The following is a 25,165-nucleotide window of genomic DNA, read 5'->3' on the forward strand; positions in this document are numbered from 1 at the left end:
TGTTTTGTAATCGTGAAGTTTTAGAAAAGCCTCACTACCGTCATCCTCGGGCGGGCTAACAGTTTATGAAGTTCATACAGACCAGATATAAATAAGTAACTGTAAAAACTCATAAACTGAGCTTTAGACCCGGGGATCCATTTTTAATTGATTGTCTATAACTACAATCAAGGCCCAAATTCTTATTCTAAAAACTGATAAGGTGATTGCTATTAACACCTAAAAAACACTATGGCTCCCAGGGTCTCAATCAGTTTGTCTACACCCACAGCTGCCCATAAAACAATACAAATACTAACTCTAACTATCGTTAAGTCCGCCCGAGTACGACGTGGTTATTCAGAATTTTAAGATTAGAAAAGTGCTAACAAACAGTATAAAGCTGGTAGGTATAAAAATATGAATGCTACCAATTTATGGCAAAAAAATATGAATGCGTTTAAGAAAAGCACATGAATAATAAAATCAAAAAAAGGCCGCATTTAGCGGCCTTTTGAAGGGTTTATTAATTAGTGATTTTACGCCACCATTTGAGTTTTCAGTTTCTTCAGAGCAACCGCTTCTAACTGTCGAATGCGTTCGGCTGAAACTTCGTATTTCGCAGCCAGCTCTTGTAAGGTGGCTTTCTTATCGACCAACCAGCGGCTTTGGATGATATCCAGGGAACGCTCATCCAGTTTATCCAAACCTTTGAATAAGGCATGGTGGTTTTTGTTGGCTTCGGTTTCTTTGATGAACTCGGCCTCTGGTGTTGGGCTGGCATTGGTTAACCAAGCCTGTGGCGAGTAGTTGTTGTCCTCATCATCGTCCAATGGCAAATCAAAAGACACGTCTTGGCCATGTAAGCGGGATTCCATCTCAACCACCACTTCTGGGCTGACATCCAGATCCCTGGCCACTCGGTTGACTTCGTCTTGGGTGAACCAACCCAAGCGTTTTTTGTTTTTTCTCAAGTTGAAAAACAGTTTGCGATGGGCTTTGGTGGTGGCCACTTTCAAAATCCGCCAGTTTTTCAAAATGTATTCATGTATTTCTGCACGAATCCAATGTACAGCAAATGATACCAAGCGAACTTTGTGCTTAGAATCAAAACGCTTGATGGCTTTCATTAAGCCAATGTTGCCTTCTTGAATCAAATCGCCCACAGGCAAGCCATAGCCAGAATAGCCTTTGGCCACATAGACCACAAAGCGCAAGTGCGACATGACCAAAGCATGGGCCGCATCCAAATCGTTGTGATCGCGTACTTTATCAGCCAAAGAACGTTCCTCTTCAACTGTCAGCACTGGGATTTGATTGACGCTGCTGATGTATGACTCTAACGAGCCTGTCACCGCAGGTACAGGTAAATTTTTAATGGTTTGTGTTGTCATTTGTTACTCCAATCTGACCTGGCTCTCGAGCCCAGGTGATTAAGATATTTAGATGTTTTTTTAGACCGCAAAACATCCGCAAAGTTCCCGTCCTCCAATGAGCAACGGGGCGGTAATTATAGCATGGGTTTTGACCCTTTCAAAGTGCCGAAATCGGGCTTTGTTTGGCTACAACATTAAATTATAAGTTTATCTGGGTGAGCGTCACGATTTTGTGAAAAAATCCGGCTTTTCAAGAGCCACAGTGAGCGCTGTCAAAACCTCCTTTTTAGTGGCATCAAGGCAGGTAATTTAATTCGCACATGCAGTGCGCCATCTGCAACACTTCACCAGGTCTTGCATCCAGAATCAGGCTCAATTCTGCTGCAAAAGGCTGTAATAATTTTTGTAAGTTTTGGCTGTTTTGGTTGCCCGATAAATCAATGTGCTCACTGGCTGTTGCCATCATATCAACGAACAATTGTTCGGTCAGCGACAGTGATTCTTCGACCCAAGTTACCTCATAATCAGCACCCAAACCACCACGCTCTGCGGCATCGGCTATGGCTTGTTGCATGCCACCCAACTGATCAATTAAGCCCAAATCATAAGCTTGTTTAGCCGTCCAGACACGGCCTCTGGCCACTCGATCAACCATCTCAACATCGAGGTTTCTGGCCGCAGCCACTGAGCCAATGAACTGTTGGTAGCCATATTCAATGTTGCTTTGAATCAAATCTGCAAACTCTGGATCTAAGCCTTTGGTTGGGTTGAACGCACCCACCCATTTGGTGGTTCCCACGCCATCGGTGCTGATGCCCAATTTGTTGAACAGTTCAGGGTAGGTCATTAACAAGCCATAAATACCAATCGAACCGGTAATGGTCGCTTCATCCGCCCAAATACTGTCTGCTGTCATTGATACCCAGTAGCCACCTGAGGCTGCCACATTGCCCATCGAAACCACCACCGGTTTACCTGCTACTTTAAGTGCATCTACTTGTCGGCGAATTTGTTCAGAAGGATAAACACCACCACCAGGGCTGTTGACCCTCAACACCACTGCTTTGACTGAATTGTCCAAGCGGGCTTGCTCCAATAAAGCACTGGTCGATGCACCGCCAATGGTACCTGGTGACTGCTCACCACCCATGATCACGCCCTCAGCCACCACCACAGCGATTCGATTGCTGTTAGGTAGCACCTCTGGCAGATTCATCGCTAAATAATCTTCAAATGCCACCCCCCTAAAATGGTTGTTGGCATCGTCAAAAGAGCTGACCTCAGCAATCCGTTTGTGCATGAAACTTTGTTTCATGACGCGATCGACCAAACCGGCATCAACAGCCATGTCTGCGACCGAACCTTTGTTTTGCATCAAGCGTTGTGCTTGTTGATCAACGATCTCTTGTAGTTCTTCTGTACTTAATCCTCGTCTTTGTGCAATGCCGGTGAGGTAGGTTTCCCACAAATCATTCATGAAGTGTAAGCCAGCCTCTTTCGCTTCCTGCGACATGTCATTTCTTACGTAGGGTTCAGCGGCGGATTTGTATTCGCCCACTTTAAACAAGTGCACATCAACGCCCAGTTTTTCCAAACCGTCTTTGAAGTAGTTACGGTAAGAGCCAAAACCTTGTAAGAACAAGAAGCCCTGTGGGTCCATCAAAACCTCATCTGCCAGGCTGGCAAAGTAATATTGCGCTTGCGATAAGTTGGTTGCCATGGCAATCACTGGTTTGCCTGATTGGTTGCGAAAATCATCGATGGCGTATTCAATTTCGCGCAAATTCGCCAAACCTGCGCCCCACATGTAATCTGGGTTGAGTACCAAAGCAGAAATTTTTTCATCATTGGTGGCTATTTGTATGGCCCTTAAAATATCTCGAACGCGTGTTTCTGGGATGTCGGTGCCACGGATGTTGTCTATGGCTTGGGAGGTGGGGTCGCCACTGAACTGATCGACCACAAAACCTTTTGGCGCCAGAACCAAAGCCGTTTGTTCACTGATGGTCAGGGTTTTACCACCAAAAAAGAAGTACAAAATAGCTAAAAACAGCAGCAACAAAATCAAGTGTCGGGTGAAATTAGCCACCAAAATAAATGGCCTAGTAAAAAAAGCAAATAAGGTCTTCATGGTTGAAGGTGTGTTGTGGGAGGTTGTATTCATAATAGAGTCATTCTAACAAAGCAATTGTCTAAGGCATGTCACTAAAGTCACGTTTTCTATTGATTCAGTTTTGGTGCTTGCCTTGATCCTAGCAAAAGACCATAATTATAGTTTCACTACACTGGATTAAAAAGCATGAATCTGATTAAAACCCTTGGCGTGGGCTTGTTACTGGGCTTTGGCAGCCACCTAATGGCAGAAGTTCCCTCATCTTATAAAAACCAAATAAAAGCTTGGAACCAAAACCAAAACATGCGGGCTGAAACTCCATACAAGGGTATAACATGGCGTAATGTGGGACCGGTGGTTCAAGGTGGACGCGCCGTGGATGTCATCAGGCCAACTGATCAACCGCATGTAATTTATGTCGGCTACGCCTCAGGTGGGGTATGGAAAAGCACCAACAACGGTCTGACTTTTAAACCCCTGACTGATCAGTTACCATCGCAAATTGTTGGCTCATTGGTGGTTGACCCCAATGACTCAGAAACCCTTTGGCTGGGTACTGGTGAAAATAATTCCTCACGTTCTTCCTATGGTGGCATGGGTGTGTATAAATCCACTGATGGTGGCGAGAGCTGGCAATACAAAGGCTTAGGCGACACCGATCGAATTGGTCGAATCCTGGTTGATCCAGATGATTCAAATCGCATTTATGTTGCGGCTTTAGGCAAACTTTACACCCAAGGCGGTCAACGTGGTCTTTACCGCTCTGATGACGGTGGTGAAACTTGGGAAACACTGATAGCAGGTGATGGATGGACCGGCTTCATTGATGTAGCAAAAGCCAAAAATGGTGTGCTGTACGCCTCAGCCTGGGAGCGTTCGCGGCGTGCTTGGAACTTTGTTGAGGGCGGTAAGGGCAGTGCCATTTACCGCAGCACGGATGATGGTGACAACTGGGAACGTTTAAGCGCAGGCTTACCGCAAGGCAAACACACCGGTCGCATGGGTTTGACCGTATCGGTGAGTCAACCAGACACCCTGTATGTGTCATTGGATAATCAAACCCCATTGCCTGAGAGTGAGTGGGACATGGGCGATTCAGCAGTCAATGTCAAACGCCTGAAAAACATGGATAAAGCGACTTTCTTAAGTCAGGACGAAAAAGCCGTTGAAAGTTTTTTACGCAGCAATAATTTTCCGCCCGAAATGACTGCTGAAACAGTCATCGAGGAAATAGAAAAAGATGAATTGACTCCGCAAGCACTGGTTGAACAATTGGCCAGTGGTAACGACAACTTATTCAATGTCGACATCAAATCATTAGAAATTTATCGGTCAGATGATGGCGGGGATACTTTTTACCGCACCCATGATAAAGACATCCAAGGTGTGGTGTTCTCTTACGGCTACTATTTTGGACAGGTCAAAGTTGACCCCACTGATGTCGATACCGTCTACGCCACCGGAGTGCCTTTCATCAAATCAACCGATGGTGGTAAAACATGGGCTTCAGCATGGGATTCCTCGGTCCATGCAGACATCCAAGCCATTTGGATTGATCCGAACCATTCAAACCACATCATGGTGGGCAATGACGGTGGGGTTGATGAAAGTTTCGATGGCGGCCAAAGCTGGCGCAAAATTGATGCCCAACCCGTGGGTCAGTTTTATACCATCGCCGTTGACATGGAAGAGCCTTACAACATATACGGCGGCCTGCAAGACAACGGCACGCTCAAAGGCTCAAGCAGCAATTTGTGGCATAACAACCAATACCGCGGTAATGATTGGCAGCGCATTTTTGGTGGTGACGGCATGCACGTCAACATCGATGATGAGGACAAATTAACCTATGTCGGCTTTCAGTTTGGTAATTCATTCCGCTTGAGTTCAGCTGCACCAAAAAAAATCACGCCACCTAATTATGTGGGAGAAGAATCCTTACGTAAAAACTGGAACACGCCAGTGATGATGTCGACCCACAACAAGGACATCCTTTATTATGCCGGTCATAAAGTGTATCGCAGCATGAACAAAGGCGATGACTGGACCACAATCAGTGAAGATTTAACCGAGTCTGAAAGACGTGGCGATGTGCCATTTGCCACCATCACCAGCTTGTCAGAGTCACCGCTTAAATTTGGTTTGATTTGGGCCGGTACCGATGATGGCTTGGTTTGGGTAACTGCCGATGGTGGTAATAACTGGAAAAGGGTCAACCAACGCCTGACCAAAGGCAAATGGGTCAGTCGTGTGATAGCCTCGCCACACCAAGAAGAACGGGCTTGGTTGGCATTCAATAACTACCGCAACGATGACATCAAACCCTACCTCTATAAAACTGAAAACTTAGGCAAACGCTGGAAAAACATGGCCAAAGGACTGCCTAATGAAACCATCAATGTGGTGAAAGAGGACCCTAAAAACGAAGACATTGTGTATGTCGGCACCGACAAAGGCATTTATGTTTCCACCAATCAAGGTGAGGACTGGCACATGTTGGGTCAAGACTTACCGACCACACCCGTACACGACCTGATTGTTCACCCACGAGAAAATGAACTGATTCTGGGCACCCATGGTCGCAGTGTGTTTGTCGCCGACGTCAACCCTTTACAAAGCATGACAACAGAAATTACTGATGGCGCACTGCATGTTTTTGCGGTGGATGACTTCAAAGAACGCAACAATTGGGACAGCAAACCTTTCCGCTGGGCATACACTGATAACATGGCAGCTCAATTGCCAGTGCATATCTGGAGTGCACAAGGCGGTGCCACACAAGTGAGCATCACTGGTAAAGACGGCGCGGCGTATTACAGCGCCGAAGTGACACTTGATGAAGGACTGAACCAGTGGCACTGGGACTACAAAATAGACATTAATAAAGCCATTGAAATTGAAACCGCTGCCTTAAATGCTGATCAAGAAGAAGATCAAGAAAGCAACAGCATCACCAACAAAGCAGACACGCCATATGCCGAGTCCAAGCGATTGGGTCACCCTGACTTCATTGAGCCTGGCGATTACAAACTGGTGGTAAAACAAGGTGATGATGAGCACAGCGTCGAATTCAAGGTAAAATAAACTGATGGCTGATAATGCCGCCAAGCCAGCTTTTTTTCCCAACTTGCTGGCTTGGCTGACTTATGGGGTTTGTTGGTTGTTAGCGCACTTGCCCTACCGCTTGTTGTTGTTGATTGGTCGCGGCATGGGCTGGCTGTTTAGAGTGCTGTTCAAATCACGTCGTGTTGTGATTGAGAAAAACATCAATGCCTGCTTCCCCACCTTAAGCACTGATGAAAAAGCCAAGCTGATCAATCAGAATTACCGCGAAACGGGCATGATGGTCAGTCAAACATTGCGCACCTTCTTGAACCGCTCTGCAGCGCCTTTTGATCAGCTCAATATCAAGGGTACAAAACACCTCGATGCTGCTTTGGCCAAAAAACAAGGGGTACTGCTGGTTTCAGGTCATTTCACCGCTTTAGACATTGGTGGCCGCGCCATATGTGAGCGTTATCCCGTGGCTGGGGTTTACCGTCCACACAAAAACCCAGTCCAAGAGTACATCGTTAAACAAGCCAGAGAAAAATACGCCACAACCATGTTCAGCCGAGATGAGCTGAAAGGCATCATCAAATACCTCAAAAAAGGTGGGGTGGTTTGGTATGCACCCGACCAAGACTACCGCCGTGGACAGTCTGTGTTTGTGAATTTTTTTGGCACCCCTGCATCCACCATCACCGCTACCCATCAACTGGCCAGAATTTCCGGCTGTCAGGTTTTGTTTTATGCAGTTAAAAGAATTGATCAAGCACCCTTTTATCAACTGGAAATCTCTGCCCCAATGGCTGACTTTCCCAGCAATGACGCCGAGGCAGACACGCAGCGGGTGAACGATGCTATTGAACACATGGTGCGCCAAGCGCCCGAACAATACCTCTGGTTGCATAAACGATTCAAAACCCGACCCGAGGGCGATTTGCCGTTCTATTGAATTTTTGACTGACTAACCCCATCCATAAACTTTATCCATCCAGTCAAGCATGAAAATTCCACACCTAGATCCTTCCTACGCCAAACAGCGACGAGCGCAATGGCCTCGCGCGTTTCGTCTTGGCTTGATTTTTTTGGCGGTGATTTGGGGCTTTTTTTTGTTGGCACAGGTATTGCCTTTGACTCAGTTTGGAACCAAGCCAAGAACCATTGAAGGCTTGTTAGGCATTGTAACCATGCCATTTATTCACAGTGGTTGGCCACATTTGGTTGGTAACTCCTTACCGATGTTTGTGGCCGTGTTGGCATTATTCGGGAACTACCCCAAAGTGGCTAAAATGATAGTGCTATTGAGTATCGTATTAACCGGCACCTTGGTTTGGGTATTTGGACGCGAAGTGAACCACATCGGTTCCAGCGGTTTGTTTTATGCCTTGTTAAGTTATTTGTTTGTCAGTGGTTTTTTGAAAAAGGACATACAGTCCATTGGCATTTCAATTGCCATAGCCTTTATGTATGGCTCGATGATTTGGGGCATCTTCCCTGGTAAACCAGGTGTATCATGGGAATCACACATGTTTGGTTTTCTGGTTGGGGTGTTTTTAGCTTACAACACCAAAGACATTGACCGCCCAGTCCTGAAAGACTGGCAGTTGGATAAAGACCTAGATCAATACTATGAGGAATAGCTCATGGTGCCTTAGCAACCCCTCATTGAACATCACTTGGCACTGGCACAATCAATACAAAACGGTGTGTGCGGAATGGCCTGCAAGCGTTTCCTATTGATTGACTCACCACAAACCACACATTCACCATAACTGCCTTCTTCAATGCGTTGGAGGGCTTTGTTTACTTGTGAGAGCTCTATCTGCGCCCCTTGATCTAGTGCTTGCACCACTTCATCATTTTCAACATCAACAGCCTGCTCGGCGAAATCGGCACTGATTGGCTCATCCTTGTGGATGTGGAGCTTGGTTTTAGCCAATAAATCCAACAAGCGTTTTTGTTCTTTTATTAATTCTTCATGCAGTTCGTCTACATGCTCTGTTTGCATTAAACTTCTCATAACCATCATTCACCTAAACTGCCCTTTACGGTCTTATAAAACCGTTCCGCTCACCTCTTTAAGGGTACGAAACTTCCTAATTGACAGTCTAAGTGTTGTCTGGTCAAGATAAATTGACAAAAGTCAAAATATCCAAAAATGCAAAAGCCAGCGACTGTAAAAGTCGCTGGCTTTGTTATTCATGCTAGGTAGACTATTTCTTTTGCAGTTGTTGTTCCAACCTTTTGATGGTTGTCAGCACGCGATCTTGCGTGGTTTTATCCAATGACGAGGCTGGTGCTGATTTCAACAAAGCATGATTCAACATGCTGTTTAAACCCAGTATTGGTTGCTTTTGTTGCAGTGATTTTGAGGGCCCTACACCCGCATCAACAAATGTTTTACTGGCCGATCTGAACCCTCGCACTGAGAAACCCGACAATGCCAAATTGGGCGAACTTCCAACAGCATAAGAAAAGGCTTCACCATCAAATTGATCGGTTCCAGTTTTCAAATAATAAGCCAAGTAAAAATCGGCATCGTCTCTGACCACTGCAATCAACTCATCATTAACAGTGTCATAGGCGGCTGCCAAGTCGTTGTTATTCAGCGCAAAATTAGTACAGCGATTAAACAGGGTGCTTTCAGAACGACAGCCAGTGGCCAAGTAATCACCATCAAAAGTTTCAGTTTGTTCAAAAATCAGCACATCAGCAAAAAATGGGAAGCCATTGCTGTACTCAGAGACATCGTAAACCACTTGCCATTCACCACGCATCTTTTGTAGCTCGTCACCCAAGTAGAAATTAAAACGTTCGAGGAAAATGCTTTCTCCTTGAATCTCCAAGGTGGCCGTGGTCTCGGTCAAGAAATCAATTCTGGCTTGGCCCAAATTACTGGCAAAAGTATCCACAGGTGTCCATGTGCACAACAAACAAGGGCCATTTTCGCTGATATAAATATCACCTTGAAAAAAGGAGTTACCATCTAAAAAACCTGAGGTGGTATACCAATAGGGAATACCGCCGTCATCATAGACATAAAACACCCCAAATAAGAAGTTGTCTTGAATTTCAATGCTATAACCACTGCCCGGTTCGTCAGCATTCCACCACAAGCCAGATTCAGGGGTGAATGACCAACTGGGCAAGCTCAATAACATCAAAGTACATATTGTGAGTATTTTTTTCATATAATGCTCCGCATAATGGATAATGGTTGTTATATTACCAATCCTGACTGAATTTCAAATGAACATTTTATAAACCGAATATGAACGGGCTGAAAATGGCCGCTCTGATGCCACCACCGAATGCAGCAATAGCTTGCCATGTCGCTTATTTTTTTGGTTTATAACAAATGTAAAAAAGCCCAAAGAGGATGCTTACATGATAGACATAGGTGCAAACCTAACCCACGACAGCTTTGACAAAGACCGCGATGAAGTCATCAAAAATGCCCAAGATGCCGGTGTTGATGCCTTCATCATCACCGGCTCAGACGTTTCATGCTCTCATAAAGCACGGGATTTAGCTCACCAATACTCCGCTTGTTGCTTTGCCACTGCTGGCATCCACCCTCACCACGCCAGTGAGTTTGATGGCGAGGCTGAGGCGGCCATTCAAGCCCTGTTAAAGGATGAAAAAGTGGTTGCTGTTGGCGAAACCGGCTTGGATTATTTTCGTGATTTTTCACCGCGAGAGGCGCAGTTGTTCTCGTTTGAACAACACATCAAAATGGCCCAAGAAAATGACATGCCGATGTTTTTACACCAGCGCGATGCTCACGTTGATTTTCATCCAGTGCTGAAGGAACATCGCGATGATTTATCACGGGTGGTGGTGCATTGTTTCACTGATAATGAGCGGGCATTGTTTGATTATTTAGATTTGGATTGTTACATTGGTATCACTGGTTGGATTTGTGACGAAAGGCGTGGCGCACATTTATTGAACTTGGTACAAAACATACCGCTGAATCGCTTGATGATTGAAACTGATTCACCTTATTTGATGCCACGTAACCTCAAGCCAAAACCGAAAAGCAGACGCAACGAACCGAAATACCTGCCTCATATTGCTGAATTTGTGGCAAAACAGTTGAATTTACCCGTCAGTGAACTCATTAACTACACCAACGACAACAGCAAAACTTTTTTTAACCTCTAACTTTGAAGAAAATCATGGGCCTTTTTAAAAACCACATTGAACACATTTCAGCCATCACCACCGCTGCCTTGGCGCACGCTGGTTACGATGGACTTTTTATTTATTCTGGCCACCCAGTGAATAACTTCATGGATGATATGGCGCCTCCTCACAGCATTAATCCACATTTTAAATGGTGGGTACCCGTACCGGATGTGGTCAGCAGTGTGGTGCATTTCGTGCCCGGTGAAAAACCCACCGTATACCTGAATCAACCAGCCGACTTTTGGCACAAAGTGGTCGATAACAGCCAAGGCAAGTGGGCTGAACATTTTAATGTCAAAGTGGTCGGTCACTATTCTGAATTACCAGATTTTAAACAAGCCAAGAACCACGCATGGATTGGCTCAACTGAGCTACAGCCCTTAGCAGCCGAGCACACCAACCCTGAAAAGCTGATTAACTACCTACACTTCAATCGAATCCAAAAAACCGACTATGAAATTCATTGTATCGGTGAGGCCAATAAATTGGCACTGAAGGGGCACGCAGCTGCTGAGGCCGCTTTTAGAGAGGGCATGAGTGAATATGAAATCCACATGGCATACCTACAGGCCTGTGCCCATAACGAACACCAAATGCCCTATGGCAACATAGTGGCTTTGAATGAAAACCCCTCGGTGCTGCATTACCAGTACCAAAGTCGAGAGCGATACGCAGCGGTTGATCTAAAATCTTTTTTGATTGATGCAGGCGCCAACTACAAAGGCTATGCAGCTGACATCACCAGAACCTATGCCTATAACGATGGTCTTTTTGCTGAAATGATCCAGTCAATGGACGAAAAACAACAGCAACTGTGCCAAGCAGCTGTGGTCGGTCAAGATTACGTGGCCCTGCACCGCCAAGCCCATGTCAATATCTCAGAGGTATTACGCGAAGCAGGGGTGTTTACCTGCTCTGCTGAAGCTGCGGTTGAGTCCGGTTTAAGCCAAACCTTTTTCCCGCATGGCTTGGGCCATTATTTGGGGCTACAAGTACACGATGTTTCAGGCCATGTCATTGATGCCAATGGCACAGTGAAATCTCCACCTAAAGAATACCCGTTTTTGCGCCTGACCGATACCCTGCGTCAGAATGCAGTCATCACCATCGAACCCGGTTTGTACTTCATCCCAATGCTGATGCAAGAAATTGCTGGCCACAATGACGTCAATTGGGACAAAGTAGATGAGCTGATTCCTTATGGCGGCATCCGCATTGAGGACAATGTGGTGGTCAAGGCTGAAGACTCCATTAATTTGAGCCGCTGAAAACCAGTCAGCACTGCTCGTCAGTTCTGCTTTGAGTTAAATTAAAGCACAAAAAAGCCCGAGTTAAAATTCGGGCTTTTTAAGGTTTTGTTTTGGATGCAATTACTTTTTATCGGCTTTGGCAATCAAGTGATTCATTTGTAGGGTGATGAAATCAGCCAAAATCCGTGCGGTCTCATGCAAGCGGTAATCAACCCATTCCTCATCATCATCTTCATCATCGTTGGCTGCAGCCTCTTCACGTGCCGCCTGTTCAGCGGCCAAAGTGTCATCGGATTTCAATGCCTCGGTTGAATCAAACAACATTGAGACTTCTCCCAATATTGGGTTGGGTTCAACGGCTGCCAACATTTCCTCACGTTTGGCTTTTCGGGCTTTCTTTCGCGCCTTGCGTTCTTCAACGCGGCGCTGTCGTTCGGACAAGGATAAGGACACTGTTTTGTCGTTTTTGTCTTGTTCATAAAGCTCAATTTCTTTTTTCAAAAAATCAAACTCAAAATTTACCGCAATGCGGCTGTTGGCACGTTTTTTCAATTCTGAGATTTCATCAGACAAATCGTCAAACATGGTGTAATCACTGCTGGAAATGCTGTTCCATGGCAGCGCATTGTCATAAGCCGATTCACCGTAATTCTCAAAACCCGGTGTGGCTGGGAACATGATGTCCGGAATCACGCCACGGTTTTGGGTGCTGCCACCATTGATTCTAAAGAACTGACCCATGGTCATTTTTAACTGACCCAACTCCTCTTCAGGGTTGTTAACATATTCATTCAAAGGCATGACATTTTGCACCGTGCCCTTGCCATAAGTTTGTCCACCGACAATCACGGCGCGGCCATAGTCTTGCATTGCTGCGGCAAATATTTCTGAAGCAGAGGCCGATAATTTATTCACCATGACCACCATCGGACCTTCCCATGCCATGGTTGGGTTGACATCACGTTTGACGTCTATTTTTCCGTTACTGAATTTGGTTTGTACAATGGGGCCTTTATCCACAAAAAGACCTGATAATTGAATCGCTTCATACAATGAGCCACCGCCATTGTTGCGCAAATCAACGATGACGCCTTGCACCCCTTCGGCTTTGAATTTATCGATGATGTTTTTTACGTCTTTGGTGGTACTGCGGTAATCAGGGTCGTTGTTTTGCATGCCAGCAAAATCTAAATAAAAAGTCGGCAAATCAATCACGCCAATTTTTCGCACATGTTTGCCTTCTTTGACTTTCATGATTTTATGCTGCGCGGCTTGTTGTTCCAGTTTTACTTTGTCGCGGACAATATGCACAACTTTAGGTATCGTATCAGGTGAATCATCCTCACCAATCACCCTCAATCTGACCGTTGAGCCTTTTTCACCACGTATTTTTTTCACTACATCAGTAATGCTCCAACCCACGACGTCATCAAAACTGCCTGATTCGTCTTGGCCTACTGCCAGTACTTTATCACCACTTTTCAAACTGCCTTCTAAATCTGCTGGGCCGCCTTTCACAATGGTCTGGATAGAAGTGTATTCACCGTCATTGCCCAATACTGCGCCGATACCTTCCAGTGACAACTTCATGTTGATTTCAAAGTTTTCCGAGGTGATGGGTTCCATGTAGCCAGTGTGAGGTTCGACCAATGACAGGAAAGAATTGATAAAGAACTGGAACACATCATCACTGTCCATGTCGTTGATGCGCTTGGCCATGACGTTGTATCTTTTGCTTAAGGTCTCTTTGATTTTTTCAGGTTCTTTCTTCAGCAACTTTAAGTTTAAATAGTCGTTTTTAACTTTCTTGCGCCACAAATCGTTGAGTTCTTTTTGATCAATGGCGTAGGGCGCTTTTTCACGGTCCCATTGGTATTCTTCTTCCTTATCAAAGTCCAAATCAGCTTCTAACACACTCAGAGCATATTCTTTTTGTGCCAGCATGCGTTTTTTGAATAAGTTAAAAATTTCATACGCAGGTTCCATGTTGCCTACTTTCAAACCATCATCCAATCGCGTTTCCCAACGATCGAAAGAAATCACATCCTCGCCCAAAAAGTACATCTTGTTGGGGTCCAAAACTGATAAGTATTTGGTCAGGATTTGTTTTGATAAATCATCGTTTAAATCGGTGTCTTTGTAATGCAGCTTGTCTACCAATCGCACCACCATAACACTTTCACTTTGATGCTTTGGGCTGGGCTTGATGGGCTCTATACCCACTTTAGCCACCGTCAAACTGGGGGCTGTGATTGAGCTTATGATCAAGCCCATGCTGATTAATATGTTAGTTATTTTCATTTTTCTCGTTTGTTTTTTATTGGTTTGTGGGTTTTTATCTTCAGTTGTTGAACTTTTCTTTCTTTATACTGCCTGAGGCTTTGATTTAATGATATAGGTCAATCGTCATCAATACAAGCCTCAGCAGGGGGTATGCACCTAAAAAACAGTCGTTTGTGGCTGAGTTTTACGTAACTTCACCGCCCTGAGTAAAACTGAGACCCAGTTATTGAATAATGGTTGCATATTTTTGTTATAATTGCCCGCTTTGATCAACTCACTGGGTTGATTCGGGCACATAACTGCTATTAATTTGGAGAAATTTGAATGAAAAAATTAGCCATCGCCTTTGGTGTATCTGCACTCTTGGTAAGCGCCACATCATGGGCGGACATGGACACTGACAATGGTCAGATCAATTACAAAATCGGTTCTGACGTCGGTAAATACCTGAAAGACTCTGAGTTGGATTTTGATAAAGACTCTTTCATGACCGGTTTGGAAGATGCTTTGTCAGGTCGCGATTTGCGCTTAACGCCTGAAGAATTAACCAAGATTCGCGGCATCATCCAACAAAAACAACAAGAAGTCCAAAAAGCCAAAAGAGAAAAAATGATGGCTGAGTTGGAAGTTCAAAAAGGTGAAAATGCTGAAAAAGGTGCTGCTTTCTTGAAAGCCAAAGCCACAGAAGAAGGTGTCATGAGCACTGAGTCAGGCATGCTTTATGAAGTATTGGAAGCAGGCACAGGTCCTAAACCCGCATCAGCAACTGCTACCGTTGTTGTTCACTATACAGGTACTTTGATTGATGGCACCAAATTCGACAGTTCAGTAGACCGTGGCCAACCAGCTACCTTCGGCTTGAATCAAGTCATTAAAGGTTGGACTGAAGGATTACAGCTGATGAACCAAGGTGCTAAGTACCGTTTTTATATCCCACCTGAGCTGGCCTATGGTTCAGATGCGAGACCTGGTAGCCCCATCGGTCCAAACAGTACTTTGATTTTTGACGTTGAGTTAATTGAAGTGAAATAAATTCAATTCGCAAGATTCAGGAAAAAGCCCCTTTTTGGGGCTTTTTTTATGGCTTTTATTAATCAAAATTTACTGGATCAATATCAACAAACCAAGGAATTTGTTGTTCACCTTGGGCCAATGGTAATTGTTTTAATTGGTATATGGTTTGATGCAGGCTGCGGCGGTCATTGCTGTTAAGGATCAACTGCATGCGATAGAGTTTTTGCCGTTTTTGCATCGGTGCTGGTAAAGGTCCCATGACGCTGATGTCCTCACTTTGTTGCATACCATTGGCCAGTTTTTGTAAAAACTCATCCAGCACTCGCTCGCTGCGGTGCTGGCCACGAATGATGGCCATGTGGGTGTAGGGCGGGAAACGCATTGCATCTCGCTCCAAAAGTTGTTGTTGGGCGAACGTTTGGTAATTGGCTTTGAACAGCATCTGGAAAAACTCATGTTCAGGGAATTGGGTTTGGATGATCACTTCACCTTTGGTTTTGGCACGACCTGCTCTGCCTGAAACCTGAACCAATAACTGCGCCAAATATTCTGTTGCTCTGAAATCGGTAGAGAAAAAACTGTTATCGACATTAACCACCACAACCAAGGACAACAAAGGAAAGTCATGTCCCTTGGACAACATCTGGGTACCGACAATCACACAAGGTTGACCGGAGCGCACAACTTCTAAGTTTTTTTGCCATTGGGCAGGGGTTTTTACCGCATCTCGATCAAAGCGAACCACCGCAAAGTCATGAAAACGTTCAGCCAAACCATCTGCCAATTTTTCAGTACCGACACCCATGGTTTCAACTTCCTGCGAGCCGCACTGGGGACAAAACTCAGGCAAGGAATAACGCCGTTCACAGTGGTGGCATTTTAATAAGTCTAAATGTTTGTGGTAAGTCAGATAAGCATCGCAATCATCACACTCAGCCACCCAGCCACAATCATGGCAGATCAGTTTATGTGACCAGCCACGGCGATTCAAAAACACCAAAACCTGATTGCCAGCGGCTAAATGAACATCGATTGCATCAATGGTTTTAGCCGTCAAGCCTTTAATGAAATGCTTTGATTGGGTATTTTGTAAGGTCAAACTGGGCATGGGATTTTGATTGGTCCGTGTGCGCAGTTTCAACCATTGATATTTGCCACTGATGGCATGATTCAAGGTTTCAAAACTGGGTGTGGCTGATCCCAGAACGACTGGAATTTGTTGGATTTTACCACGCAAAATGGCTAAATCTCGAGCCGAATAACGCACCCCTTCTTGTTGCTTGTAGCTCAAGTCATGTTCTTCATCCACCAGGATGCTGCCCAGATTTTTGAACGGTGTAAAGATTCCTGAACGGGTGGAAACCACCACGTCTACCAAGCCTTTGGCTGCATGTTGCCAGACGCGGGCGCGGGCGCCATCAGATAATCCAGAGTGTAATATAGCCATTTGGCCGTTGATGCGTTGACTGATTTCTTGAAATAACTGGGGCGTCAAACCAATCTCTGGCACCAACACCAAAGCCTGTTTGTTTTGGGCCAATAAATCATTGATCAGACGGATATATATTTCTGTCTTACCAGAGCCAGTGACACCATCCAACAAATGCACTTGAAACTGGTCACTTTGGGCCTGAATCTGGCCCAAAGCAGTGGCTTGATCGGCGGTCAATTGAAAACCCGGGTCTTTGACAGAATCATTTTCTAAAAAACAAACCTCAGCACAATCAACCAGTCCTTTTTGTTGCAACTGCCGACAGATTTGAGCTGCTGATGCGCTGATGTGGCTCATGGTTTTGCTTTGTAATGGGCCGTGTTTATGCAGGTACTCAAATATTTCTTGTTGTTTTTTGGCGTTTTTTAACAGTGTTTTTGCTGGTTCTATTTCACCTTTCGCTCGCCACCAAAACTGATGTGGAATGGGGCGGTTTTCAATGCGACGGTACCAAGCTGGCAACGCGGTAAAAATCATTTCACCTAAATTCACCTGATAATATTTGGCTGCTTGTTGCAACACTTCCAATGTGTGTTTATCCAGCAGTGCCTGCTGATCCAAAACCTCAAGAATCGGTTTCAAGTTTTTATGCTCACTTTGGTCACTGTGACCAATCACCAAACCCACCAAACGTTTATTTTTACCCAAAGGTACCAATACCCGTACGCCAGCCTCAGGTGCTTGCAACCCCTCGGGCAAAAGGTAATCAAGGTAGGGAGCAAATGGCACTTTCAATGCCACTTGCAGCACAGTATTTTTGCTGGGTTTTTGCATCCGTTTATTCTAGCATTGATGTGGTTCAAAACAATCCAGTACTTAGCCATATCATTATCCATCAAATGACCATCTTTTCTTACAAACAGGTCAGAAAAACACCATCTCAATTTACCGCTAAAAAGACTAAACTTTGACCTCTTTTAATGGAGCCATAGGCATGACAAAACTGGCAGTGGTGCTATCACGAGCAGAATTTGGGGTACAGGCACCACAGGTGCGGGTTGAGGTGCACATATCTCGGGGTTTACCTCAACTGAACATAGTGGGGATGCCGGAAACTGCTGTGAAAGAATCAAAAGATCGGGTGCGGGCTGCCATCATGAATTCAGGCTATGAGTTTCCACAACACCGCATCACCATCAACTTATCGCCTGCCGACATACCCAAACAAGGTGGACGTTATGATTTACCCATTGCCATCGGCGTATTGGCGGCCTCAGACCAAATCCATCGCGATAAACTCACCGAAGTTGAATTAATTGGTGAGTTGGCTTTAGGCGGTGACCTCAGACCCATACGCGGCGTGCTGCCTGTGGTCAGCGCTGTAGCCACCACAGGTCGCAGTTTGATTTGTCCCCAGGACAATGGTATTGAAGCTGCGTTGGTGCAATCTTGCGACTGCATGCTGGCTGACAACTTATTACAGGTTTGTGCTTGGTTGGACAATGTAGATGAATTACCGCGGGCTGAAATCAAGCTAAAAACCACACCCAATCCAGTACCGGATTTGGCCGATGTCAAAGGCCAAGAACAAGCCAAAAGGGCTTTGACCATTGCCGCCAGCGGCCAGCATAATTTATTGTTTTATGGCCCTCCTGGCACTGGAAAAACCATGCTGGCGAGCCGTTTACCGGGTATCTTGCCTGATCTGACCGAGGCGCAAGCTTTGGAAACAGCCTCAGTGGCATCTATCAGCGCCCACGGCTTTGATCCAGATACTTGGAGTCAACCACCTTTTCGCAACCCCCACCACACTGCCTCAGCACCTGCATTAGTGGGTGGTGGCTCTGACATTTACTGAAGTTTGTGCGAATATACATATGTTAATGCAAATATAAAACATATAATGACACAAGAAAATGCGAGCGAAGTAAAGCAGAATTCAACACCTGATATGAAAATTAAAAATGTCATACTTAATCAGCAAGATGACAACACACTAAAAGCTGTTAGAAAGATCCCAAGAACATACAGAAGCATTAGAGCAAAAAGTATAAACCCACAAGGCAATCCTATACATTTTGAATCTAAGTTAGAACATGATGCTTACATACTAATATGTTTTGACTTTGAAGTAGCAAATGCTATCGAACAACCTGTGAGGTTTGAATATGAAAATGATGATGGTAAGAAGAGATCATATACACCTGATATATTAATTGAGATTGATCATAAATTAGATAAAAATCAAGATCAACGCCCGATTCTGGTTGAAGTTAAATATCATGAAGAACTCCTAAAAGATCCAAAGCGAATTGCTGAGGAGAAGGAAATCGCTGAAATTTACTGTGAACAAGAAGACTGGAGATTTAAATTAATTACTGATCAAGATGTCAGTCAAATAAAACTGAAAAACGTTAAGTTTTTAAAAAGATTCGATTTGATTGAAGATAAATTAGATTTTGATCATGAAATATCACCAAAACTCCTTAAAGAACTCTCAAAAGGTGAATCCACTCCAAAGACTCTAATTTCAAAAATTACTGATTCGCCTCAAGATTTTTCAAATCATCTTCCTTATCTATGGCACTTAATCAGGTGGAAACACATATTAATTAACGTAGATAAACCTTTAACAATGACATCAAAGATATGGCTAAAAAAGAACAAAAAATAGAAAACGGTCAGGTGATTTCTTACAACTCTATTAATTACAGGGTAACAAATGTAATTGACCAAAATACAATCATTGCCAGAAGATTTGACAATGGCTTGAAAGAAAAGCTGAAGTCTGAAGATGTAATTCTTCTTGACCAAACCCAAAATTTTGATAATGAATTAATTTCGGTATCCAACAGTAGCTGGGACAGAGCTAAAGAGAAGTATGAAATCATTAAACCTCTGATTTCAATGGATGACAGGAAAGAAAAAGATGTCGAGAAATGTGCAGAAAAAAATGGAGTCCATTCTGCAACTCTTTACAGGTGGATTAAGCTTTTTCTAAGCACTGGGAAAATAAGCGCCTTACTACCGTCTCCCAAAACAGGAGGCGTTGGAAAATCAAGATTATCTGATGAGGTTGAAGAAATTCTTAGCGAAACTATTCAAAAATATTACTTTGTTCCAGACCGGCTATCCATCAAAAAAACTTATTTCAAATTACAGACTATCTGTAAAGAAAAAGGCTATAAAACACCTGGCATAAACACAATGCGTGCCAGAATTAAAAAAGCCAGTGAAAAGCACCATGTAACAACAAGGCATGGAAAAAAATTGGCCGATGAAAAACTTGGAGCTCACCCAGGGATATATCAGGATGCCAATGTGCCATTATCTGTTATTCAAATTGACCACACTCAACTTGACATTCAAATTGTTGATGAAAAATATAGACTCACAATCGGTAGGCCTTGGATAACTTTAGCAATTGATGTATTTTCTAGGATGGTTACAGGATTTGTAATATCTCTAGAAAAACCAAGTGCATTATCAGTTGGACTTTGTGTTTCACAAAGCATACTTACAAAGGAAAATAGGATGACAGAACTTGGTCTAAAATGCACCTGGCCAGTTGCCGGCATTCCTGCACTTATTCATGTGGATAATGCAAAAGAATTTGATGGGCATATGTTGGAACGCGCTTGCGGTGAATATCGTATTGACATTCACTTTAGGCCACTTAGCAAACCAAACTATGGCGCTCATATTGAGCGATACTTAGGAACACTCAATACTGAGTTGCATGATTTACCAGGCTCTACTTTTTCAAATGTCGAAAAAAGATCAACATATGAGTCCGAAGAAAAAGCTGCATTTACTTTAAATGAACTGGAAAAATGGTTAACAACGCTGATTTGCGATGTTTATCACAAAGAGATCCATTCAGAAATAAAAACCACACCAGAAGCCAAGTTTCTTGAAGGACTATCGGGTGATGATGAAAACCCAGGGCCTGGCTCTGGCTTAATTCCAAGCAACTCAGATAAACTAAAACTCGATTTCATGCCTTTTGTTGAACGAACCGTTCAGCAAAATGGTGTCACAGTTGAACATATTACATATTATGCCGAAGTTCTAAAATCATGGATTAATTCAAAAGACCCACAAAAAAGCAGATATAAAAGAAAGTTTGTTTTTCGCTATGACCCAAGAGATATTTCCAAGCTTTACTTCTTTGACCCCGAGTTAAAGAGATATTATCAAGTGCCCTACAGCAATTTAAGTGCACCTAAAATGACACTTTGGGAGTTGCGTGAAACTAAAAGATATTTAGAGGAAAAAGGACTGAAGAACTATGATGAAGATGCTGTATTTCAAGCGCGACTTAGATTGGAAAAAATGGAAGAGGATTCCAAAAAAATCACAAAACAAACTCGAAGAAACACATCAAGAAAAACTCAAGCCACAAAAGGAGCAAGCCAATCAAATTTGAACACTGAGCCCATCAAACCTCAAGAAAATGTAGAAGAATTTTCAGAGGAAGAAATTTTACCCTTTGATGATATTGAGGTTTACTGATGAGTGAGGAAAGTTATAAACATGTTGCCGATTACGTTAAGCCAATCATTGATTTGTCTGAGCAAGAAAGAATTCAATGGCTTGATAACCAAAGATGGATTGGATACGGCATGGCTAAAACAATTATCGAAAAGCTAAATTGGAGATTGAACCTAAAACCATCAGATAGAATGCCCAATTTATTGATCTATGGTGATACAAACAACGGTAAAACTACTATTGTTAAACAGTTTGCATTAAGAAACCACTCGAAAGAAAACGAGAGGACAGGTATTTTGGAATATCCGGTTATGTACATGCAAATGCCCCCAAGCCCAGAGGAAAGTAGGTTTTATGATTCGATGCTTAACATTCTAAAAGCACCTTATCGACAACGTGATTCTATCTCTAGAAAACAAAATCAGGCAATCACCATGATGCATAATCTTGGTGTTAAATTACTCATCATTGATGAGTTTCATCACATGCTCATTGGTCACAAAACCAAACAAAGATTATTACTACAATCTATTAAGTACCTGTCTAATGAATTAAGGATACCAATTGTTACAGTAGGTACTGATGATGCACTCAGGGCAATAAGGGTTATTCCTCAAATATCAAACAGGTTTGAACAAATAGAGCTACCTAAATGGCAATCTAATGATGATTTTCGTCGTTTACTTGCAAGCTTTGAAAAGGTATTGCCAATTAAGTTACCATCACAATTGAGTGGGCAAGAAATATCAAGAAAAATATATTCAATGTGTGAGGGTAATATTGGAGAACTGTCAACTTTGCTTAACGAGGTAACGACAGAGGCAATAAAATCTGGTGATGAGAAGATTACTTTAAGTTTACTGGATAAGATAAAGTGGGTTCAGCCAGTAACCAAGATTGGTTAGTCTATGGAAAGTAATGACGATAAGTTTTTATTAACTTTCCCACCTCTACAGGATGAATTACTATCATCATGGATAGTCAGATTGTCAAATGGTCACGGGGCTTTACTACATACTTTTTGCAGACTTTTGTGGCCTGGTCAAAGTATTTGGACCAGAGATATTGACACTCATCCACCTTCAAATGTTATTGACATTCTGGCCTATAAGACGGGAACTTCAATAGACAAAATTATTGAGACAACTATGCTCTCATACGAATCTAAACTCTTTGAAAAGGTAATTAATAGCAATAATCACTGGATATTAGCACAAGGAACATACCACAGAGTCAGGCACAGAAAGGCGCTGCAATTCTGTCCAGAGTGTCTTGAAGAAGATGACTCACCGTACTTCCGCAAACACTGGCGCTTAGGCTGGAATACTATTTGTTTAAAACATTCGAGACCACTCAGATCTGATTGTAGTTTTTGTGGTGAAAAAATAATGGTTCACAAGCTATTATGGGAATCTGGAAAACCTTATTGTCCTAGTTGTAACCAGAGCCTTGCAAGATCTAAACATAGTACTCTCAACATATCGAATGAATTATTTGAACTTAATAAGATGTTTTTCTCCATCATCAAAAATGGATCTGTTCGATATTTTGATGAGGTTATTTCTGCCGTTGAATTTTGCTATGGTTTGAGAATATTCACTTCTGCATTGGTTAGAAATAACAATCTTGGTAGAAAATTACTAAAACTTGGGTTGAAGGAATTGAGTCTCGATCCACATTGGGCAAATGATGATTCTTATAAATTTGGAATATTTGAATTGGTTGATTTAAACGATCGGCATTTGATTATGAGTGTTTTGGCTTTTTTTATTTGTATGGACAAAAAAGATTTTACAAAGTTACTCAGATCCCACAGGATCGGCTCATCAGTTTTTCTTCGAACAGAATATCAAAGTTTTCCTAAATGGCTTAATGAACGCATGGAACTGATTAATTTGAATCATTCTTGATTTTCTGGTTCTTCGTTAATGTGTTTCATAATCGTCTTTGCCAGTGAATTAATTGATTTTTCCTCGGGAACTCTAACAGCTTTCTTTTTACCTTTAGAAGTTTTGAAGTGATTATGGTAATAATGCTTCAAATAATTTTTTTCTATATCCACAGTTTGATCGACATCGGCCCACTTAAACCAGTCTCCATCTTTATTATGACATTTGTATTGAGTAATATAGTTAATCAAAACCTCCCATTCAGTTTCAGCAATTAGACCATTTAAGTCTTTGTTAAATGCAAAGCACGGAAAAGACTCTATGAAACATGCTTTCTTGTCAAACTTTGCCTCAAGCTCTAAAAAATAGAATATTCTTGATTCAACAGTCAATTTCATGATGTATACCATTCTTCTGATTTCTGGATCCAAGCTCATAAATGACCAATTGTGAATGTATTGTCCTGATTTAACGATTGATGCATAAAAATTTCCGTCAGCTGATTGGGTGTTAATAATTTTATCTAGTTGAACATTTTTGAAACCATCCCCTTTAAAACTCTCAACTATCATTAACAGCGCTTTTCTCAAAATAGTAAATTTATCTGGCACTTGTTCTCTTTTCTCAGAGTAACTCATTTCATTACTAGCCAATAATTCCAATCTAGAAACATCGCTATTACCTTTCCCTTTAGAACCGGTTGAATACCTATTTCCTTTAGGATCAGGTGGCAGGAGTTTTTTTCTTTTTTTACCTTCGATTGGAATTCGCTTTACTTGTTGATCTACCTTTTCCATTACTGGTTTTGAAGCTGTAAAAACTTGATCCAGTAAAAGTTCATTTCTAACTGAGGGGTCAGACAAACTGGTTAACATAAGTAACTCATCTTCAAACTCATCACTGTATTTAGAATTTTTTCTTTTCTCATAGGGTCTGGGTGGTCTAGGATCAAACTCTGGGTTTTTATTGGGTGTGGTTTTGAATGTATTGTTGTGTATGTTTAGCCTCTTAAAAGGCAGTTCATAATTTAATTCTAATAGATTAGTCACAAAAAATTTTGGTGCATCAGCACCAGGAACATTTATCCATAGGCCATTAGCATTTATTGAATATGTTCCATCAACAGGAAGCATAACTCTGCTCATTCGATGCCGACTTGGTATCTCTTTGAACCCTCCTAATAAACTTTCGCTGTAAACCATTTCAGATCTGAGTCGATTGGCTCTATTTGTAGTAATTTTACTAAAGGCAAACTGTGCTAAAGTTTTAGCATCCCTAACAAAAACGTTTTTAGTCAAATACAAATCAGCAACACCGTTTTCATCAACAGAACTCATTTCTCGATCAAATAAAAACTTTTCATCATTTGCAAGGTAACCTTTTGCAAACAAAATAGCTGTTCTGGTCGAATCACAATAACAGTTTCTAAGAATTTCATAATGCGGGATTAGTACCTCAGTGCCATCATCCAGCTTAACAGCTAATAATCCAGATGGGCCACCTGCTTGATTAAGGTTTCCACATGAAAGTGACCATACATCATTCGGGATAACTTTTGAGGTGTACACTCTTCCCATGCTATGGTAATCAAAAGATTCATTCGCATGATAATTTTGAAGATTAGAGACACCGTAATTAAATGTAAATTTCTTTTGTACTAACGGAGTATACGATCTGATCAGCAGCCCATTTTTCCATATCGAGCCTAACGGCAAGTAAGGTAAAAGACCAAATAGAGATTCGATCACTACGTTTTGATGTTTAACGTAAAAATCAAACCTATTGTTTCCAGAAGATAGAGATGGCAGTTCATCTGAAGGTCGGTTCAGCTGGGAAAAAATCAACTTAATGCCAAAGTCATCTTCTTTTTTTGAGTGCCTATCAACTTTACCTGGCCATTTCAGGATATATTCTTTGTCATCCTGAGGTAAGAAAGACAGAAAGATCAAACTATAAACCTCTGAGCCAAAACGCTCTGGTCTGATAATTTGTTTTTAAAAAAGAAGTCCACCTTCTCAAATAAGTTCATTTGGATTTTTGTTACCATCTTTTTCATTATAGATAATGCAAGCGCATATTCAAATTTAATAAATAAGTGC

At 42.6% G+C, this 25,165-nt stretch carries 18 protein-coding genes; 11 read left to right on the forward strand and 7 right to left on the reverse strand.

Annotated features, from left to right (window positions below):
* Positions 1-518 precede the first annotated feature (518 nt).
* Together rpoH and sppA are read right to left on the reverse strand one after the other, a co-directional pair.
* The gene (gene rpoH, locus QNI24_RS00880) at positions 519-1,373 is read right to left on the reverse strand and encodes an RNA polymerase sigma factor RpoH (protein WP_267176706.1); all 855 of its coding nucleotides are present in this window, start codon (positions 1,371-1,373) and stop codon (positions 519-521) included.
* Positions 1,374-1,650: 277 nt separating this feature from the next.
* Complete coding sequence (gene sppA, locus QNI24_RS00885; protein ID WP_267176705.1) at positions 1,651-3,519, reverse strand: signal peptide peptidase SppA; 1,869 nt, start codon at positions 3,517-3,519, stop codon at positions 1,651-1,653.
* Between the two features lie 135 nt (positions 3,520-3,654).
* Here sppA and QNI24_RS00890 point away from each other — a divergent pair, with 135 nt between their 5' ends.
* From QNI24_RS00890 to QNI24_RS00900, 3 genes are read left to right on the forward strand one after another with little or no spacing between them, the layout of a single operon-like run.
* A complete protein-coding gene (locus tag QNI24_RS00890) occupies positions 3,655-6,552 on the forward strand; it encodes a WD40/YVTN/BNR-like repeat-containing protein (RefSeq protein WP_267176704.1) in 2,898 nt (965 codons plus the stop codon).
* A 4-nt stretch (positions 6,553-6,556) separates the two neighbouring features.
* Positions 6,557-7,465 carry an LpxL/LpxP family Kdo(2)-lipid IV(A) lauroyl/palmitoleoyl acyltransferase gene (gene lpxL, locus QNI24_RS00895; protein WP_267176703.1) on the forward strand — a complete coding sequence of 303 codons (909 nt, stop codon included), beginning with the start codon at positions 6,557-6,559 and terminating at the stop codon, positions 7,463-7,465.
* 49 nt (positions 7,466-7,514) lie between these two features.
* The gene (locus QNI24_RS00900; protein WP_267176702.1) at positions 7,515-8,153 is read left to right on the forward strand and encodes a rhomboid family intramembrane serine protease; all 639 of its coding nucleotides are present in this window, start codon (positions 7,515-7,517) and stop codon (positions 8,151-8,153) included.
* Positions 8,154-8,185: 32 nt separating this feature from the next.
* Here the strand turns inward: QNI24_RS00900 and QNI24_RS00905 are convergent, their stop codons facing one another.
* Complete coding sequence (locus tag QNI24_RS00905) at positions 8,186-8,521, reverse strand: TraR/DksA family transcriptional regulator (RefSeq protein ID WP_267176701.1); 336 nt, start codon at positions 8,519-8,521, stop codon at positions 8,186-8,188.
* Between the two features lie 205 nt (positions 8,522-8,726).
* Positions 8,727-9,704 carry a hypothetical protein gene (locus tag QNI24_RS00910; protein ID WP_267176700.1) on the reverse strand — a complete coding sequence of 326 codons (978 nt, stop codon included), beginning with the start codon at positions 9,702-9,704 and terminating at the stop codon, positions 8,727-8,729.
* A gap of 196 nt (positions 9,705-9,900) precedes the next feature.
* On the opposite strand from QNI24_RS00910, the gene QNI24_RS00915 reads away from it, so the two are divergent.
* Together QNI24_RS00915 and pepQ are read left to right on the forward strand one after the other, a co-directional pair.
* Positions 9,901-10,680: a TatD family hydrolase gene (locus QNI24_RS00915; protein WP_267176699.1), complete on the forward strand. Its 780-nt coding sequence runs from the start codon at positions 9,901-9,903 to the stop codon at positions 10,678-10,680.
* A 14-nt stretch (positions 10,681-10,694) separates the two neighbouring features.
* A complete protein-coding gene (pepQ, locus tag QNI24_RS00920) occupies positions 10,695-11,972 on the forward strand; it encodes a Xaa-Pro dipeptidase (RefSeq protein WP_267176698.1) in 1,278 nt (425 codons plus the stop codon).
* A 102-nt stretch (positions 11,973-12,074) separates the two neighbouring features.
* On the opposite strand, the gene QNI24_RS00925 is transcribed toward pepQ, so the two are convergent.
* Complete coding sequence (locus QNI24_RS00925) at positions 12,075-14,255, reverse strand: carboxy terminal-processing peptidase (RefSeq protein WP_267176697.1); 2,181 nt, start codon at positions 14,253-14,255, stop codon at positions 12,075-12,077.
* 306 nt (positions 14,256-14,561) lie between these two features.
* Here QNI24_RS00925 and bamJ point away from each other — a divergent pair, with 306 nt between their 5' ends.
* Entirely contained in the window at positions 14,562-15,269 is a 708-nt protein-coding gene (bamJ, locus tag QNI24_RS00930) for a BamJ family beta-barrel-assembly machinery protein (protein WP_267176696.1), read from the forward strand.
* Positions 15,270-15,327: 58 nt separating this feature from the next.
* On the opposite strand, the gene QNI24_RS00935 is transcribed toward bamJ, so the two are convergent.
* Positions 15,328-17,517, reverse strand: coding sequence for a primosomal protein N' (locus tag QNI24_RS00935; protein ID WP_267176695.1), 2,190 nt, complete (start codon positions 17,515-17,517; stop codon positions 15,328-15,330).
* Between the two features lie 160 nt (positions 17,518-17,677).
* Between QNI24_RS00935 and QNI24_RS00940 the strand changes: the two genes are divergently transcribed.
* From QNI24_RS00940 to QNI24_RS00960, 5 genes are read left to right on the forward strand one after another with little or no spacing between them, the layout of a single operon-like run.
* Complete coding sequence (locus QNI24_RS00940) at positions 17,678-18,541, forward strand: YifB family Mg chelatase-like AAA ATPase (RefSeq protein ID WP_283708433.1); 864 nt, start codon at positions 17,678-17,680, stop codon at positions 18,539-18,541.
* A gap of 45 nt (positions 18,542-18,586) precedes the next feature.
* On the forward strand, positions 18,587-19,357 hold the full coding sequence (locus QNI24_RS00945; protein ID WP_283708434.1) for a TnsA endonuclease N-terminal domain-containing protein: 771 nt from the start codon (positions 18,587-18,589) through the stop codon (positions 19,355-19,357).
* Entirely contained in the window at positions 19,333-21,198 is a 1,866-nt protein-coding gene (locus tag QNI24_RS00950; RefSeq protein WP_283708435.1) for a Mu transposase C-terminal domain-containing protein, read from the forward strand. The genes QNI24_RS00945 and QNI24_RS00950 overlap by 25 nt, the downstream gene beginning before the upstream one ends.
* Positions 21,198-22,082, forward strand: coding sequence for a TniB family NTP-binding protein (locus QNI24_RS00955; protein ID WP_283708436.1), 885 nt, complete (start codon positions 21,198-21,200; stop codon positions 22,080-22,082). The genes QNI24_RS00950 and QNI24_RS00955 overlap by 1 nt, the downstream gene beginning before the upstream one ends.
* 3 nt (positions 22,083-22,085) lie before the next feature.
* Positions 22,086-23,087: a TniQ family protein gene (locus QNI24_RS00960; RefSeq protein ID WP_283708437.1), complete on the forward strand. Its 1,002-nt coding sequence runs from the start codon at positions 22,086-22,088 to the stop codon at positions 23,085-23,087.
* On the opposite strand, the gene QNI24_RS00965 is transcribed toward QNI24_RS00960, so the two are convergent.
* Positions 23,078-25,015, reverse strand: a complete 1,938-nt coding sequence (locus QNI24_RS00965; RefSeq protein WP_283708438.1) for a hypothetical protein — start codon at positions 25,013-25,015, stop codon at positions 23,078-23,080. The two genes, QNI24_RS00960 and QNI24_RS00965, sit on opposite strands and share 10 nt — an antisense overlap.
* Positions 25,016-25,165 lie beyond the last annotated feature (150 nt).

The sequence above is a fragment of the Marinicella marina genome (assembly GCF_030065545.1).
Lineage (GTDB): Bacteria > Pseudomonadota > Gammaproteobacteria > Xanthomonadales > Marinicellaceae > Marinicella > Marinicella marina.

What these genes read in the sequence shown, in the direction of transcription:
- QNI24_RS00960 (WP_283708437.1), top strand. Translation starts at nt 22,086, where the DNA reads ATGGAAAGTAATGACGATAAGTTTTTATTAACTTTCCCACCTCTACAG.
- QNI24_RS00905 (WP_267176701.1), bottom strand. Translation starts at nt 8,521, where the DNA reads ATGCAAACAGAGCATGTAGACGAACTGCATGAAGAATTAATAAAAGAA.
- bamJ (WP_267176696.1), top strand. Translation starts at nt 14,562, where the DNA reads ATGAAAAAATTAGCCATCGCCTTTGGTGTATCTGCACTCTTGGTAAGC.
- QNI24_RS00940 (WP_283708433.1), top strand. Translation starts at nt 17,678, where the DNA reads ATGACAAAACTGGCAGTGGTGCTATCACGAGCAGAATTTGGGGTACAG.
- QNI24_RS00900 (WP_267176702.1), top strand. Translation starts at nt 7,515, where the DNA reads ATGAAAATTCCACACCTAGATCCTTCCTACGCCAAACAGCGACGAGCG.
- QNI24_RS00945 (WP_283708434.1), top strand. Translation starts at nt 18,587, where the DNA reads ATGACACAAGAAAATGCGAGCGAAGTAAAGCAGAATTCAACACCTGAT.
- QNI24_RS00915 (WP_267176699.1), top strand. Translation starts at nt 9,901, where the DNA reads ATGATAGACATAGGTGCAAACCTAACCCACGACAGCTTTGACAAAGAC.
- sppA (WP_267176705.1), bottom strand. Translation starts at nt 3,519, where the DNA reads ATGAATACAACCTCCCACAACACACCTTCAACCATGAAGACCTTATTT.
- QNI24_RS00890 (WP_267176704.1), top strand. Translation starts at nt 3,655, where the DNA reads ATGAATCTGATTAAAACCCTTGGCGTGGGCTTGTTACTGGGCTTTGGC.
- QNI24_RS00935 (WP_267176695.1), bottom strand. Translation starts at nt 17,517, where the DNA reads ATGCAAAAACCCAGCAAAAATACTGTGCTGCAAGTGGCATTGAAAGTG.
- lpxL (WP_267176703.1), top strand. Translation starts at nt 6,557, where the DNA reads ATGGCTGATAATGCCGCCAAGCCAGCTTTTTTTCCCAACTTGCTGGCT.
- QNI24_RS00950 (WP_283708435.1), top strand. Translation starts at nt 19,333, where the DNA reads ATGGCTAAAAAAGAACAAAAAATAGAAAACGGTCAGGTGATTTCTTAC.
- QNI24_RS00955 (WP_283708436.1), top strand. Translation starts at nt 21,198, where the DNA reads ATGAGTGAGGAAAGTTATAAACATGTTGCCGATTACGTTAAGCCAATC.
- QNI24_RS00925 (WP_267176697.1), bottom strand. Translation starts at nt 14,255, where the DNA reads ATGAAAATAACTAACATATTAATCAGCATGGGCTTGATCATAAGCTCA.
- QNI24_RS00910 (WP_267176700.1), bottom strand. Translation starts at nt 9,704, where the DNA reads ATGAAAAAAATACTCACAATATGTACTTTGATGTTATTGAGCTTGCCC.
- pepQ (WP_267176698.1), top strand. Translation starts at nt 10,695, where the DNA reads ATGGGCCTTTTTAAAAACCACATTGAACACATTTCAGCCATCACCACC.
- rpoH (WP_267176706.1), bottom strand. Translation starts at nt 1,373, where the DNA reads ATGACAACACAAACCATTAAAAATTTACCTGTACCTGCGGTGACAGGC.